The sequence below is a fragment of the Salinicola rhizosphaerae genome (assembly GCF_014652715.1).
Taxonomy (GTDB): Bacteria; Pseudomonadota; Gammaproteobacteria; order Pseudomonadales; family Halomonadaceae; genus Salinicola; species Salinicola rhizosphaerae.
The window spans coordinates 43,966-58,632 of record NZ_BMZI01000006.1; the positions used below are offsets into that span (position 1 = coordinate 43,966).

The window sequence follows — 14,667 nt, forward strand, 5'->3', positions numbered from 1 at the left end:
GGGGGTGCGCTCTTTCGCCAGGTGATAGCGCTTTGGGTTCGGACCCAAGGAGAGTCCAAAGGGACCAACTGATGACCGTCAGTTGTCAACGGGGTGCAAGAGCAATTATCGAGGAGTGTCAGCGATCTGGCAAGGAGCAACGGCTGCCTCCGTGCGCGCCCTGAACCAGCAGCCCCACTCTCGAGTGCGTGGATACCCCAGTCGATCAAGATGCGGAGGTATCGCTCCCCGGGCGCTGCGATCGGTGCCGTAATGATGGCCACCCTTCTCGTTCAGGTAGTCGATGATCTGCTCGATATGGCGCTCCTTGTCCGGCTCCGATGACAGAAATTCGTCCACCATGGCCATGGTCCGTTTGAACGGCGTCATGTACTCGGTCTCTCCCCCTTTCGCTCCCGGCTGAGCGATACGCATGTCGGGATTGAGCTGGTCGATCAACCGATGTGCCGATCGGCGCGCGCCCGGTTGAATGCGTGGCGCGATACGCCGAGTGATGCTGTAGCGCTGCGGGAAAATCTCGACCTCTCCACCGTAGCGGATTTCCACGGCGGGCTGCTTCTCGATCGACATGAGCCCGATATCGAACTGTCGCAGCAGCCACCACAGCAGATTGTTGGACCGATATTGAGGCCGTTTGCAGGCGACCCAGATCAGATCAGGCATGCCCGCCTGCTCCGGCCGCGAGTGTGTTCGCCACCGGCTCGCCTGTTCGATCACACCCAGCGTCAACGTGCGCTTGCACTCGAAGACCTGGCAGATTCCCCGGCGCGTCGCGATGAGATCGGGACGGCCTGCGAAGGTCTCAAGTACCACCTCGGGATAGGTCTCCCAGGATTGAGCGCGCAGCCGTTGATCGACTACCCACGCGATTTCCGTCTCGGTCATTTCCTTGTCGAAGGCACCCGGCTCCTCGCCAGTTCCGGCAAGATACTCGGTGCAGTTGGACTCCCACTCATCGTGATGCATCACCCCTGTCCTCCCTGAGCTGTCCTGGGCTTCGATTTGCGGCGTGGCTTCGCCTTCCCGATCGGCTTGGTTCCATCGCAGTCGGGATAACGGGAGCAGGACCAGAAGGGACCATTGCTACTCTTGCGCTTGCGCATCTTCGCCTGGCATTTGGGACAGGTCTCGCTCGGTGCTTCGGGGAGATTCAGCTGGGGACGCTGAAGCGCGATACCGATGAGCTTGTCGAGCAATGTGCTTTGACGCTCCATGAAATCCCCCAGCGTCATCGCCCCCTCGGCGACCTGATCCAGCGCCTGTTCCCAGAGAGCTGTCATTCCCGGGTTGCTGATCTGAGGCGGCAATGCCGCGATGAGACCCTGGCCGACCGGTGTCGAGACGATCGTGCGCCCCTTCTTCCGGATGAAACCCCGCTTGAGCAGCGTCTCGATGATGCCGGCGCGTGTCGCCTCGGTACCGATGCCGGCACTCTCGCGCAGTCGCGCTCTTAGCCGCTCATCTGTGACGAAGCGAGCCGCGTTCTTCATCGCCGAGATCAGTGTGCCCTCGGCGAAGGGCTTCGGCGGCTGGGTCTGACGATCCCTCACCAGTAGATCCTGTACCGAACAGCTTTCCCCCTGACGGAGAGGCGGGAGCGCCTGCGCGCCGGAACCTTCTTGCTCCTCGTCGTCACCGTCCTGCCCTTTGCCCTTCCCCCGGGGGAAGAGAACCTTCCAACCCTCGACCTGTACCTGTCGGCCCGAGGCCACGAACGTCTCGCCGGCGAGATTCAGCCTCGCATCGGTCTGATCGTACTCGTGCGCCGGCAGGAACTGCGCCAGATAATGCCGACGGACGAGATCGTAAACCCGGAACTCCTCATCGCTCATCCGATCGATACGGCAAGGCGCCGTGGTGGGAATGATGCCGTGGTGAGCCGTGATCTTGCTGTCGTTCCAGACGCGACTCTTGAGCGTCTGGTCCAGTCGACCGATCACCGGGGAGAGCTTCTCATCCGAATGCAGGAGCGCCGTCACGACGACCCCGACCTCGGACAGCATCGATGTCGGCAGATAACGGCAATCGGTACGCGGGTAGCTCGTGGCCTTGTGGGTTTCGTAGAGGGACTGGGCGATGTCGAGAACCTGCTGGGCACCGAAGCCGTATCGCTTCGAGCACGCCTGCTGCAGTGTGCCGAGATCCATAACCAGCGGCGCCGACTCTTTTTTCCGTAACGTCTCGATGGCCGCGACAGTCGCCGCCGCGCCCTGGCATCGGGATGCGACCGCTCGCGCCGCTTCAGGATTGACGCATCGTCCCTCCTCGTCGAACCAGTCAGCGTTGGCCGGCAGCCACTTTGCCTGAAACGAACCGCCCTGCGCCTGCAGGTTTGCCACCACCTCCCAGAACGGTTTGGGAACGAAGTTCGCGATTTCCTGGTCGCGTCGGACGACAAGCGCCAGCGTGGGCGTTTGCACCCGGCCGACCGACAGGACGCCCTGATGCCCCTGCTGCTGAGCCAGCACCGAGAATGCGCGGGTCAAATTCATCCCAACCAGCCAGTCCGCGCGGGATCGGCCCAGTCCGGCCTGATACAGCGGATACGTCGCCTCGCCCGGACGGATATTGGCCAGCGCCTTGCGAATGGATGCCTGGTCGAGCGCAGACAGCCAGAGGCGAGAGACGCGCCCCTGATAGCGGCAGGCGTCGAGAATCTCGCGACCGATAGTTTCGCCCTCCCGGTCGGCATCGGTGGACACCACCACTTCGCTGCACTGCTTCAGCAGTCGCTGAATCACCTTGAACTGCTTACTGGCATCCTTGCGCACCGTGTTCTTCCACTGCACTGGGCGGATCGGCAGCGACTCCAGTGACCAGCGCTTCAGCTCGGGATCGTAGGCTTCTGGGGGTGCCTGCTCGAGGAGATGGCCGAAGGCCCAGGTCACGACAACTCCATCGCCCTGGAGACAACCGTCGGATTTACGGGTCGCCCCCAGAACCGCGCCAATATCACGCGCCTGAGAGGGTTTTTCGCAGAGAAACAAACGGGACATGACACCGGGCCTCACAGAATAGGTATGGCCTCAGCGTGACGGGCTGGATCAGGGGATTCAGCGGGGAATGTTAATCAGGCTGCAACAGGTAATGGGCGTCGTCGATGATCCAGGCTTCCGCATTGCTGTTGGCAGCGCCGCGTGTGTTGTCCTCGGCTACGCAGGCGATCTCGGGGTGTCGTCTTAATACCTGAGCCAAACGCCGAGCCAACCAGCCATTGAACGGGATGTCAGCATCAAGCCAGAACCACTGCGCCGAGGAAACGTTGTCAATGGTGATCACCTCACCATTGAGCCAGCGCATTGGGATGAGGTAGTGCCCCTGACCGGGCTTTAGAATGGTCGGCTTGAGCAAGGTGCCGTCGGGAGCAAAACGGCAATCGACCGAGTGATCGATAATAGCCTGGATGTCCGACTCGATCCGCGGGCGACGTCCCGGGAGGGGGCGAATAAAAAACCGCTGATAGATCGCTGCCTCAGTCTCTTTCATCCTTGAGTATCCCTAGGTCGATCCATTCGACGACCGTCTCGGTACCGATATGATACTCACGCATTAATGCCTTGAGACGAATACGGAACTCAACGAGCCGACCAGTCACCTGCGTGTCGTCGAGTTCCCGCAGCATGTTGCCTAGCTGTTCGTCTAGGTTCCAACCATCCCTGATGGTGAAGAAGTTGGGCATGAGCAATCAGTCTAACGCGGCCTGGAGACGATGTGTCAGCGCAGACTCCATGGCATCCCCGTCATAAAGGGTTCGCTTGTCGGCTGGCGCCCAGCTGTAGTGGATGCGCGAGCCCGCACCGCTCTTCTCAATCTGAACCCGCTGCAAAATCGAATATCGTGTTTCTCCGAGGGTCTGCCGACCGTAATCGCCGAGGTTATAATACGCCCCCGGCGTGCGGTCGTGCTTCCAGGCGACATCGCCCATCTGCATTTTGGCCGTCGTGCTCTCCGGGCTCTCGAAGTCGTTAGGCGAGCGGAATCCCATCGCCGACTTGATCCGGGCATAAGCGGTATCCACATCGATGCGAGAATCGATATCGACGGAACCATTTTGACTGCCCAGACTCTTGGCGTCGACTGTCTGCCGCTCGACATTGGTCGCCACCCTCTGCGGCGTCACGCTGGGATCATAGTTCAGCGGTTCCCCCGTGACCGGATTGTCGAAACAGGTAACACAGACACCGTTCGAGTAATAGTGATCCTGCGCCGCGCATCCGGCCAACGCCACCATTCCCAATGCCACCACCCAATGCCTCATCCCACCACTCCTTGTTGGTCTTATGTTGAATCGCCCCCCTTACGCCCGTAGATCCGCTCAACCCAGACCGTCCGACTCCGTGTTCACCGGATTATCCCATTCGCCCTCTGGCCCAGCGGACTTGGAATACGCCCCCTGTTGCGAAGACGGATGACGAGATGTCTGCTGTCCCTGAGCGGGCTCGAGCATGACCTGGGCAACGCGGAACGGCAGGATGCCGATGCGAACGGCCTGCACCTTGAACTGCGACCGGCTGTGGCCCTCATTGTCTTGCCACTCGTCCAGCACCATGCGGCCCGAGACCATGACCCGCATGCCCTTTTGGTAAAGCTGCGCCCACTGCTCGACATCGCGATGCCAGATCTCGACGTTCGCCCAAAACCCGCCCTTGTCGACATTACCGGTATCGGTCGGCACCGGATTGTCGAAACGGACGTTCAGGCGCATGACACCACGTGGTGGCTGATTGCCGTTGGGGGAGAACATCTTCACCTCCGGATCGGAACCGATGTTCCCCTCGCCCATGAAATGCGTGCTCATATGAACCTCCTGAATCGAATGGATGCCCGACTACAGTGGCGGCGAGCGGCAAAGGTCGTCAGCGGGAAACGTTAAGGCCGGCGTCGCACCTTTCCCGTCCTTGGGTGGGTCAGACCATGGCCTCGACTTCATCGAGATCGTTGAGCAGGCGATTCAGGCGATCGACCTGGCGTGTGGCCGCCGCGATTTTGGCGTTGAAGATTGCGCGCTCGGTCTCGATCTCGACCAGTTGACGCTTCATCCCTACCGACACGTCGCCATACTGAAGCACGGCTTCGAGAAGGCGTCGCCCCATCTGGGTCTGCGCCTTGTCGCGCCATTGCACGGCGCGAACTCGTCCCCCGCTGTTGTTGTGCGGTTTGAGCCAAAGACCCGCCTGAACCACCGTGCGGTTATAGCGGTTGGCAAAGTCCGCCGCCTCCTGCCACATCCGACGACACTCCGCATCCAACTCATCCCGAAATCGAAGAATCTCCCCTTTACCCTTAAAGGGTTTTAAAAGGCCCTTTGCGTACTGATTCAGTGCAAAGTCCTGACGCTGTTCCAGTGCAGTCATCGCGTTCACGGTCCTTTCCTGTTCTCGTTGCAGATACTTGGTTGCCCCACCGGTCCTGCGGTAAGTGATGCCAGTGGCAACACCCGCCTGGCTCGTCCTGGAGTGATGCCGGGGGCATCACCCTGGCCTGGTCTCGTTGGAGTGTTTCCCCCGGAAACACCCTGGCCTGGTCTCGTTGGAGTGTTTCCCCCGGAAACACCCTGGCCTGGTCTCGCTGGAGTGTTTCCCCCGGAAACACCCTGGCCTGGTCTCGCTGGAGTGTTTCCCCCGGAAACACCCTGGCCTGGTCTCGTTGGAGTGTTTCCCCCGGAAACACCCTGGCCCGGTCTCGTTGGAGTGTTTCCCCCGGAAACACCCTGGCCCGGTCTCGCTGGAGTGATTACAGTGGAATCAGCCCGTCCCGGTCTCGCTGGAGTGATTACAGTGGAATCACCCCGTCCCGGTCTCGCTGGAGTGATTGGAGTGATGCCAGTGGCATCACTCCAATCCTTATTCCTCGGAGGCCCCGGACTGGGGCAGCAACTGGTCGTCGTCCAGATCCGCGCCTTCGAGCTTGTGTGCCTGATCGCTGCCGGACGATGAGGCCTCCTCACGCCGGATCGTCGGCGCAAACTCGCTGCGGCGCGTTCCTTCCAGAATGTCCTGGGGCAGCTCACCGTATTTTTCGAGGGCGTTTCGCGCCTTGGCGTTGTTGGCCGCGAAGTCATCCCGCGTTGCTCCGCTGAACCCGGGGAACTTGACGGGGGCGTAGCAAAGCGAGCGCAAGGCATGACCGCCCTGATCACGGATCATCGCGCCGCGCTGCTTGTTGCCCAGCAAGCCAATGTGATGCGCCAACAGGACATCGCGCACGATGCTGTCGTACTGCATCAGCAACATGACGGCCTGCCAGCCCATCTGCCCGCCGGTGAACACGGGCGTCACGAAAGGTTGCTGGCTGACGTTGCGACTGACATCGAGCCCTTCCGGGATCTGCTTCAGCACACTGCTGACTCGAGTTTCCAGCTGCTGCAGCGCCTGTCGGGTCTCGTCGACCTTCTCCTCGAGCATGAGCAGCCAGCTATCGGCATAGGGATCGTCTCGGCCCGCTGCCTGATGAACACGACCGGCAAGCGACAGAAACTGCTTGAGGCCGACTACCTGCGGTTTGCCGCTCTCGACCCCGCGCCCGTGCCAGGCAAGCACTGCCGGATAAGTGTGCAGGGTCATCTCGATCTTGCTGCGTAGCTGCCCTACACGGGGCTCAGTGCTGGCCATAATTACTCCTGAGTCGTCGATGCACTGGATGGGATGCCAGCATCAGGGGTCGATGAGCATTGCCCTACCGGAAACGTTAAACGCGATCTCACGGGTTTCTAGCGCCGCAGTCCGAGGCGCTTGAACATCTCCCCTCGCGCCCGTTCGGTTGCCGCCGACATCGGCTGCGGTTCCGGCTCGGCCGGCTTGGGCGGCGACATCGCCACCACCGGCGCGGTAACGACCCGGTTCTGTTCGTCACCCGTCTCGGCCTGATCACGCCGCTTTTTGGCGACGCTGCGCCCGAAGTGGGTCAGCTGGAAATTGTCCGAGGCGGCACGCTTGGCCAGGGTGTGCAGGAAGCCCAGGGTGTTCTTGACCTTGCCGGCATCGACCCGCCCGGCGGCTTCGTCGATCACCGCTTGCTGCGTCTCAGTCGACAACCCCGTCAGCAGGAACGTGACCGATTCCCGCTCGTCGGCAGTCAGCTCGAGCGGCCAGCTCCAGACCAGCGAAGTGCCGTCCGGCTCACGCGCGGTGGTTTTACACACACTGTTTGTATAACTACGTACTGTAGGGCGAGATGCATCGGAAACTGCGTCGTAAGTGCCTGATTCACGCATGAGTTTCCGCTGGAAACTGGGATCTTCGGATTCCGAAAACTGTCCGAGTTTCCGCTGGAAACCGGGAGAATCCTGCTGAGTTTCCTCCGGGAACTGAGCATCTGATGACTGAGTTTCCGCTGGAAACTCTGCGCGCTTCTGCCGCTCCGCACGCTGGTCAATGACATCGAGCCGGGTCGGCAGTTCGAGCACACCACCCTCGGCCAGCTCATCGCGGACGAGTTGCGCCACCTCAGCGACATCACGGTTGTGATGACGGGTGCAACGGATGACGTACTCGATGTACTCGGCATCCAGTGACAGCGACTCGGCGGGTGCCAGCGGCTCGTCGTGCAGCACGTAGACGTTACCGATCATGCGTCCGTTATCGGTGTTCCGCGCTTTCATACCCAACGTCATCCAGCGGGTCAGCCTGAGGATCGCGATGACACGCGCCACGGTCTTGCGTGACGCCTTGCGGTTCGCACCGGAACGCAGCAACGGCTCCAGTTCGTCATAGGTTGGGAAAGCGGTGGTGCGGTCAGCATTCGAGAGCAGTCGGATCATCTGCCACCCAAGCACGTCGACCGCGCCCAGGCGTTGATCGAGTAGCAGGGCTCGGGGAACGGTTTCATGGGGATTGCCCATGAACAGCAGACCGTCGAGCGCATCCTCCTGACCGCTTGACGCCGAGGCGGCCTCGCCTCGGCGTTGAGTCATGGATGACGCGGCGCGCCCGATGAGCGCGTCAAAATGTTTCATCACGCCACCCCTTCACGCACCACGCCCTCGTCCTCGGCAGGCAGGCTTTGCTGTCGCGCCTGCTCCGGCTGGGTCCACTGCTTGATCAGGGTCCAGATCACCGCCAATGGCAGCGCGACCTCTTCAGCCAGTACCAGCATGCCGCGAATATCTTCCACGGCACCGGGACCGGACGGATCGTCAGAAATGGTCTGCCAGCGGTGGTACGCCTCGTGCTCTACCTTCTCTTCCGGCATGGGCAAGCGTCCCTGCCGGCTCGGTACGCCCAGCAGCGTGCGACGCGCCGAGCAGTCGTTCGGGGTCAGACCGAAGAAGGTAGACAGCATGTGCACGCTGGCCCCGTGTCGAATGCAGTGATCGACGAGCCCATCGCGATCCTGGTCGCGATCGACGCGGCGCAGCGCCGCTTTGAAGGTGTCGTGATCCAGCTCGAACCGGGCCACGCCCGGAAACTCGTGGATCAGGGACTCGATCTCGCTGGCCCGCAGCCGACTGAGACTCTGCAGCTCGTCGTCGCGGAAGCCCAGCGCGCGAGCGCGACGCATGTCGCCCTCACGAATCAGGATCAGCGCCTGGTTGAACAGCGCATGGTTGAGTTGCGGTGTCGCCATCACGAATCCCCCTCTGCATTGAGCACGTCACGCAACACCCGGATCAGCCGGGTCAGCCAGAACACACGAACAAAGAGACCGTCGGGCAGACGCACCTCGGTGTTGTCACCATGACTGCCCACCAGTTCTCCCAATAGCGAGATGTCGCTCGGCATCACCGGATCGATGTTGCCCTCGAGACCGGCGAGCAGTTGCCAGACGAGCTGAGCACGACGGCTGGGGGCGCCTTCGAGGGGACCGAGTTCGTAACCGATACCGTCGCGCGCATTGAGGCGAATGACCTCGCTGGATCCGCTGGCCTCGACACCGGCCCAGCTGGCCAGCACCTGGACCACCTCACCGATCTGCATGCGCAAATCCTGGGCGTTGCGACGCCAGGTCGGCACATGCCAGAGATCCGTGATCGGGGCGACACGGCCACCGTCCTGCAGCGGTACGCTCTTGAGTGCCGCTGCCTCGAAGTCGATGGCCTCCTCGCCGTGCTCCTTCGCCTGCCAGTGACGCAGCTGGCGATGGCCTTCCGTCTCGTGATGGGGAGAGAGGGTCAGATCGGCGGCGATGGTCGCCTGCTCTTCGGCAGAGCGCGTCGGCTGCGGTGTGTGCTCCTGCAGCAGACCATCGGTGTCCAGCAGCCCACCGGCGTTGTCGTTCCAGTCGTCATCGAAGCTGCCGCCCTGTGGGGCCACCGGTGTTCGCTGGGTCTGAGCCTCGAGTTCGGCGTTGCGCTGCTCGAGTTGCTCGAGCTGGGCGCGCATCTGTTTCATGGCGACCGACTCGCCTACCCCACCCGCCTCCGGCACACCGCGCGCCGGCGACGGTTCCTGCGTGGGATCGAGGTCGCTCTGGCCATCGCCGAAGGTCAGATCATCGGGGTCGAGTTCACCGTCGCCGCCGGTGGGTTCGCTACCGCCTCGAGAGGTTTTGGCGGTCGATGGCAGAGAGGAAGGATCCGACGACTTGCCGGACGACGAGCCACCCGGAGAAGTATCCGGTTTTGGCGGATAAAGGTGACGCTCCTGGGGATGATGCAGGCGTTCCAGTTCACTATCGACAGTGGTCCAGATATCCGCGCGCTCCTCGTCCGTTGCCGCCCGGGCATACTTGCGCACGGTGAACCAGTTCTTCCACGCCATGTCGATCGGGTTGAAGTGCAGCCCGGTGTGCTCGTTGAGCATGCCCTTCAAGCGATCTTCGACGATGTTCCAGCGAAACTCGGTCTGCCCCTCGTGATCCAGCTGGGCCATTTCCTCGTGCCATGCCAGCGCGAAATCGCCGTCGACGACGTTGTTGGCCCAGTGTTCGCCCTCGCCCAGGTCATCGGCATGTTCGATCCAATAGTCGGCGCAGCGGGTCCAGCACTCGTCACAGAACTGGCGATAGGAGATCAGCTTCTCGATCTGTCCCTTGCCCATGCCGGCATCCAGCGTCAGCGGCAGGGTCGGCAGAAAATGCTCGATGGTGTAGAGCATTTTCGAGATATGGCTGTGGTTGATGGTGTAGCCCAGCCCCCGTAGCCGCTTGGTCAGCTCACGCTGGGAGATGGCCTCGCCAGCGTCCTCTTCGATCATGCGCTTGGCTTCAAAGATCCCTCGCGCCCGCTCGATCCAGCTCAGTTGCCCCCGGTTGTCGTTCTCGGCCAGGTGGCCGGCAAGCACGTTGATCTCGCCCTGCCACGGGATGAAATGGCAGTCCTGGTGATAGAAGGACTGATCGCCCGTCTCCTGATACAGCTCATTGAGAATGGTCAGGCGAGTGTTGCCCCCATCGGAGATCATGTAGCGGTCATCGCCGGGACGCTGCGTGACGGTCAACTTCTGCTTGAGTCCGACTGCCTTGATCGACGCTTTGATCTCATTGAATTTGGGGTTGTGATGGGTTCTGGGGTTGCGATCGTAGGGACGCAGCTGATCCAGCGTGAGCGACATCGCCTGTTCGCGGGTCGGTGCCGGCAGCCGATCGGTGGGCTGGCTCCTGAGCGTCGGCCCCGGCTGGTTCAGCTTGGCCGTGATCTGATCGGGGGTAACGGATGGTTTACTCATGAGGTCCACTCCGGCTGCCGCGAGACGCAGCCATCAGAATCGAAAAAATGATTCAACTGCTGGTTGAGACGACCGATGCTCTGGGTCAACCCGTGCAGGCTCAGGTCACTGCGCGTCTGCGGCGGATGCTGCTGACACAGCACCTGCAGGCCACGACGCAGATCGAGCAGGTTGTCGTTGACGATCACCAGCAGCTCGAAATCGCTGAGGCCGAAATACTGGAGCTGTGCCCAGCGAAGGCTGTGGTGGGGCTCCATCTCGAGCCGACTGGCCTTGTCGCAGGCCATATGGAAGACCAGCCAGGTATCGACGAGCAGCGAGCGCAGCGCATCGTTGCGCTTGTTGTGCGCCTGGGGATGCGAGGCGAACCAGGACTCCAGTGTCTCGACCCAGCCGGCGAAGGGATCGAGCAGTCCCAGGGCCAGACATTCCCGGCCCTGCAGATAGCGCTCCATGCCCCGGTCGGTCGCGACGCGTGTCGGAAACTTGACGATCTCAGCCATGGGACAGCTCCTTGTATTGGTCGCGATCGACACCGCCATGCAGCCGCGCGTTACGACCAGCGGCGTACCCACGGGCCATTGCACGCTGATCGTCACGGCGTTGACCGCGGTCGATGGCCTCCATCGCCTCGAGCTGGGGATAGAAGCGCTGCTGGAAGTGCTCGATCGCGGCTACCGATGTCTTCGTCTTCTGAACCGGGACGATGTGCTCATACGCCCCGGCGACCCATGCCAGCGCATAGACGTCTGCCCGACGGATCTTGGTGACGCGCTTCGCGCGCTTGTGCATGCCGTTCAGGAACGCCTTGCGATCACTGATCAGCTGACGCTGCAGCACCTCGAAGGCATACGCCGCGATGCGTACCTGGCTCGCCTCGCCGAGGAAGGCGAAGTACCCCTGCCAGCTCTCGAACGTAGGACGCGGTTCGTAGACCGTGGCGGTACCGAAGGCGGCATTGACCAGGCTGGCCAGATGATCGAGCCAGCGCGGCGGCTTGCGCCCGGCTGGCGACTTGACGGCCACACGGTCGATGGTCGATGCCGCGACATCGATCTCACTGACGCCGTACTCGTCCATCAGATGCTGCGCCTGACGCAGGGCCGTTCCGGCCTCGTGCTCGTTGGCCGAGCGTGACAGCGCCAGGCAGCGCTCGATCTTGCGAAGGATGCGATCGGGAGTCATGCCTCGTCCCCCTCTTGACGCTGTAACCGGCGCAGCCGTGCCAGCACGTTCTTCTCAGCACGCGCGTCACTGGGTGAAAATCCGGTGAACACGGGCGGGCAGCCCGGCTTGATGAAGCGAACGTGACCGCCTCGCGTACGCTCGACGTGCCAGCCGTGAGTCACGGCATAATGCACTACGCGCTTCAGGGCGCGGGTCGAGCAACGGATCGGGAGTGAGTCAGGCATAGGGCACCTCCCCGATGAATTGGTCGGTGTGATCGAGCTGCTGACGAAACAGATCCAGTTGGCCTTCAAGCGACCGGATCAGTCGCTCTCGTTCACCTCGAAGCAGTCGACATTCGCGGTTGAGCCGCGCAAGTTCGTCGCGTTTTTCCGCGAGGCGAGTTTCGAGATGCAATAGTTCCTGGGCTGCACTGTTCATGACCGCCCCTCCTGTACCTGCTTCCACGCCAAAGACTCGAACCGGGTGCTCGAGCCCACGAACGTCAGATGCACCGTGCCGGTGGGACCGTTGCGCTGCTTGCCGATGATCAGCTCGGCCAGCCCCTTGTTGTCGGGGTTATCGATGTTGTAGACCTCATCGCGGTAAACGAAGCCGATGACGTCGGCATCCTGCTCGATCGCCCCGGAGTCACGCAGATCGGCCATGCAGGGCCGCTTGTTGGGGCGATTCTCGAGTGTGCGGTTGAGTTGCGAGAGCGCCACCACCGGGCAGTTGAGATCCTTGGCGGTGGCTTTGAGAATTCGCGAGATAGCGGAAATCTCGTTGTTGCGGTTCTCACAGCCCGGCTCCTCGAGCAGCTGCAGGTAGTCGATGAGGATGAGTGCCGGTTTGCCATGGCGGCGCATCAGCCGACGGGCACGAGACTTGAGTGAGGTTGCGGAGAGCCCGCTGGAGTCGTCCACGAACAGGCGCTCTTCGAAGCCGAGTATGCGATTCGTGGCGGAGGTCAGCTTCTCCCAGCCCCCATCGTCGAGCTGCCCTGAGCGCAGCGTGCTCAGATCCAGCCGCCCCATGCTTGCCATCAGGCGCAGCATCAGCTGCTCCTCGGGCATCTCGAGCGAGAAGACGAAGATCGGGGCGGTGGCTAACTCAGTGCGGCCCGTCGTGGCAACCAATGCATTCTCGACGAGGTTCATCCCCAGCGTGGTCTTGCCCATCGACGGGCGGCCGGCGAGGACGATCAGATCGGAGTCCTGCCAACCGCAGGTGAGCGCATCGAGATCCTGGTAGCCGGTCGGCGTGCCAGTAATGCCGTCCTTGGCGTTGAAGGCGCGATCGATGGTATCGATCGCTGCCGTCAGTGCCGGACGTATGCCGGTTTCCTTGCCCTGCCGATTTTCGGCCAGCTCGAACAGTTGCCGCTCGGTGGCTTCGATCAGCGCCTGACTGAGCTGCTGCCCATCCAGCGCCCGCTGACTGAGATCGCGGCCCATGTTGGCCAGTTGCCGGCGACGCTGATGCTCGCGAACGATGCCGGCATAGGCGACTACATTGGTTGCCGACGGTGTGTGACGGGCCAGCTCGGCCAGATAGGACAAACCGCCACAGGTCTCGAGATTCCCATCGCGCTCCAGAACTTCGGAGAGCGTCACCACATCCAGTGGCTTCTCATCATGGGATAGCGCTTCCATCGCCTTGAAGATCAGCCGGTGCGGGTACTGATAAAATGCGCCGGCATCGACGATTTCGCAGATGTCATCCCACTTGGTGTTATCGAGCATCAACGCGCCCAGCGTGGACTGCTCGGCCTCGATGCTATGCGGTGGCAGAAGCCCCATGGCCTCGGCTTCGGCGGATGCCGGGGATGCGGCTTCAATGGACATGACCCACCCCCGATTTTCCGGTGCCAGATTTACCGCTCGGTGCATTGGTGCCCACCGCACGGATGGCGTCGGCCCACTCGGGATAGAGATCGATGGCCACGGCCTTGAGCTGGTCAGCACAAGCCGGTGCCTTGCGGCTGGACGGCTTGCGCGGCTCGACCCGGTGAACGGGCAAGCCCTGCAGCGCTGCCACACGATAGGACGAGAGATTGACCAGCGGCGTCTCGAGCACACTAATGCCGTGATCTTCGACCTCGGCATACATGGTACGAATGCTGTCGGCAATGTCACGGGCATCGCGCAGATGATCGGTCATCTTGTTGAGCAGGATGGAGACCGGCGGCACCTCGAAACGGGTATAGCGTGCCAGCTCGCGCAGTTCGTTAAGCATGCCCTGAGTGCCACGCACGAATTCGCGGGCGGTGAGCAGTTCGGGAACGATGGGAGAGATCAGCCGATCGGCGGCCATAACGGCCATCTCGAGAATCACCGAGCGCGCGCCCTGGGTATCGATCAGGATGGCGTCATAGCGATCGGCGAAGCGATCGAGCAGGTCGATCAGCCGGAAGCGACCATTCGGGGCATTGAGCAGTAACTGCTGCAACTGATTCCGATAGTCGTTCGAGACAATGATGTCGAGATTGAGGATAGCGGTGTGAGAGATGATCTGGTCTAGGTCGACCAGCTCTGTCGCAAGCAGCTCATACACCCCACCAGGGGCAGGCTGAGACAGCTCATAGTAGGAAGAGAGGGTTGGCTGGGAGTCGAGGTCTATGAGGAGGACTCGTAGACCGGCGTCTGCCAGGAGGCCGCCCAAATTGGCTGTCGTGGTAGTTTTTCCGACGCCACCCTTGGAGCAAACCGTTGCTGAAACACGCATAACTGCACCTCATCCAGTGGTAATTGGAATGAGTGCAGAGACTGCAACTACTGGCTAAAATTTTTGGCTTTCGCTAGCTGGCTCCCTGAGCAGGACTCGAACCTGCGACCCAGCGATTAACAGTCGCTTGCTCTACCAACTGAGCTATCAGGGATCGATATGAGATGAG

17 protein-coding genes and 1 tRNA gene are annotated in these 14,667 nt (G+C 61.7%); all 18 read right to left on the reverse strand.

The features are described 5' to 3' along the window. Nucleotides 1-105: 105 nt before the first annotated feature. On the reverse strand, nucleotides 106-969 hold the full coding sequence (locus IE125_RS13595; protein ID WP_189445227.1) for a hypothetical protein: 864 nt from the start codon (nucleotides 967-969) through the stop codon (nucleotides 106-108). Beyond that, nucleotides 966-2,996: a DNA topoisomerase III gene (locus IE125_RS13600; protein WP_189445228.1), complete on the reverse strand. Its 2,031-nt coding sequence runs from the start codon at nucleotides 2,994-2,996 to the stop codon at nucleotides 966-968. Before IE125_RS13600 ends, IE125_RS13595 begins: the two co-directional genes overlap by 4 nt. Nucleotides 2,997-3,066: 70 nt before the next feature. After that, a complete protein-coding gene (locus tag IE125_RS13605) occupies nucleotides 3,067-3,486 on the reverse strand; it encodes a hypothetical protein (RefSeq protein WP_189445229.1) in 420 nt (139 codons plus the stop codon). Then, entirely contained in the window at nucleotides 3,473-3,679 is a 207-nt protein-coding gene (locus IE125_RS13610; RefSeq protein WP_189445230.1) for a hypothetical protein, read from the reverse strand. The genes IE125_RS13605 and IE125_RS13610 overlap by 14 nt, the downstream gene beginning before the upstream one ends. 6 nt (nucleotides 3,680-3,685) lie before the next feature. Then, nucleotides 3,686-4,258: a hypothetical protein gene (locus tag IE125_RS13615; protein ID WP_189445231.1), complete on the reverse strand. Its 573-nt coding sequence runs from the start codon at nucleotides 4,256-4,258 to the stop codon at nucleotides 3,686-3,688. A gap of 57 nt (nucleotides 4,259-4,315) precedes the next feature. Further along, nucleotides 4,316-4,798 carry a single-stranded DNA-binding protein gene (locus IE125_RS13620; protein WP_189445232.1) on the reverse strand — a complete coding sequence of 161 codons (483 nt, stop codon included), beginning with the start codon at nucleotides 4,796-4,798 and terminating at the stop codon, nucleotides 4,316-4,318. A gap of 109 nt (nucleotides 4,799-4,907) precedes the next feature. Further along, nucleotides 4,908-5,354, reverse strand: a complete 447-nt coding sequence (locus tag IE125_RS13625; protein ID WP_229809139.1) for a DUF3158 family protein — start codon at nucleotides 5,352-5,354, stop codon at nucleotides 4,908-4,910. Nucleotides 5,355-5,843: 489 nt separating this feature from the next. Further along, a complete protein-coding gene (locus IE125_RS13630; RefSeq protein WP_189445234.1) occupies nucleotides 5,844-6,611 on the reverse strand; it encodes a PFL_4669 family integrating conjugative element protein in 768 nt (255 codons plus the stop codon). A 98-nt stretch (nucleotides 6,612-6,709) separates the two neighbouring features. Further along, nucleotides 6,710-7,954, reverse strand: a complete 1,245-nt coding sequence (locus tag IE125_RS13635; RefSeq protein WP_189445235.1) for an STY4528 family pathogenicity island replication protein — start codon at nucleotides 7,952-7,954, stop codon at nucleotides 6,710-6,712. Next, nucleotides 7,954-8,565 carry a DUF2857 domain-containing protein gene (locus IE125_RS13640; protein WP_189445236.1) on the reverse strand — a complete coding sequence of 204 codons (612 nt, stop codon included), beginning with the start codon at nucleotides 8,563-8,565 and terminating at the stop codon, nucleotides 7,954-7,956. Before IE125_RS13640 ends, IE125_RS13635 begins: the two co-directional genes overlap by 1 nt. Further along, nucleotides 8,565-10,604 carry a ParB family protein gene (locus IE125_RS13645; RefSeq protein WP_189445237.1) on the reverse strand — a complete coding sequence of 680 codons (2,040 nt, stop codon included), beginning with the start codon at nucleotides 10,602-10,604 and terminating at the stop codon, nucleotides 8,565-8,567. Before IE125_RS13645 ends, IE125_RS13640 begins: the two co-directional genes overlap by 1 nt. After that, nucleotides 10,601-11,107, reverse strand: a complete 507-nt coding sequence (locus IE125_RS13650) for a hypothetical protein (protein ID WP_189445238.1) — start codon at nucleotides 11,105-11,107, stop codon at nucleotides 10,601-10,603. Before IE125_RS13650 ends, IE125_RS13645 begins: the two co-directional genes overlap by 4 nt. Continuing rightward, complete coding sequence (locus IE125_RS13655) at nucleotides 11,100-11,789, reverse strand: DUF2786 domain-containing protein (RefSeq protein ID WP_189445239.1); 690 nt, start codon at nucleotides 11,787-11,789, stop codon at nucleotides 11,100-11,102. Before IE125_RS13655 ends, IE125_RS13650 begins: the two co-directional genes overlap by 8 nt. Continuing rightward, nucleotides 11,786-12,016, reverse strand: coding sequence for a type II toxin-antitoxin system HicA family toxin (locus IE125_RS13660; RefSeq protein ID WP_189445240.1), 231 nt, complete (start codon nucleotides 12,014-12,016; stop codon nucleotides 11,786-11,788). The genes IE125_RS13655 and IE125_RS13660 overlap by 4 nt, the downstream gene beginning before the upstream one ends. Continuing rightward, nucleotides 12,009-12,212, reverse strand: coding sequence for a hypothetical protein (locus tag IE125_RS13665; RefSeq protein ID WP_189445241.1), 204 nt, complete (start codon nucleotides 12,210-12,212; stop codon nucleotides 12,009-12,011). The genes IE125_RS13660 and IE125_RS13665 overlap by 8 nt, the downstream gene beginning before the upstream one ends. Beyond that, nucleotides 12,209-13,618, reverse strand: coding sequence for a replicative DNA helicase (gene dnaB, locus IE125_RS13670; protein WP_189445242.1), 1,410 nt, complete (start codon nucleotides 13,616-13,618; stop codon nucleotides 12,209-12,211). The genes IE125_RS13665 and dnaB overlap by 4 nt, the downstream gene beginning before the upstream one ends. Next, a complete protein-coding gene (locus IE125_RS13675; RefSeq protein WP_189445243.1) occupies nucleotides 13,608-14,498 on the reverse strand; it encodes a ParA family protein in 891 nt (296 codons plus the stop codon). Before IE125_RS13675 ends, dnaB begins: the two co-directional genes overlap by 11 nt. 78 nt (nucleotides 14,499-14,576) lie before the next feature. Next, nucleotides 14,577-14,652, reverse strand: a tRNA-Asn gene (locus IE125_RS13680). Nucleotides 14,653-14,667 lie beyond the last annotated feature (15 nt).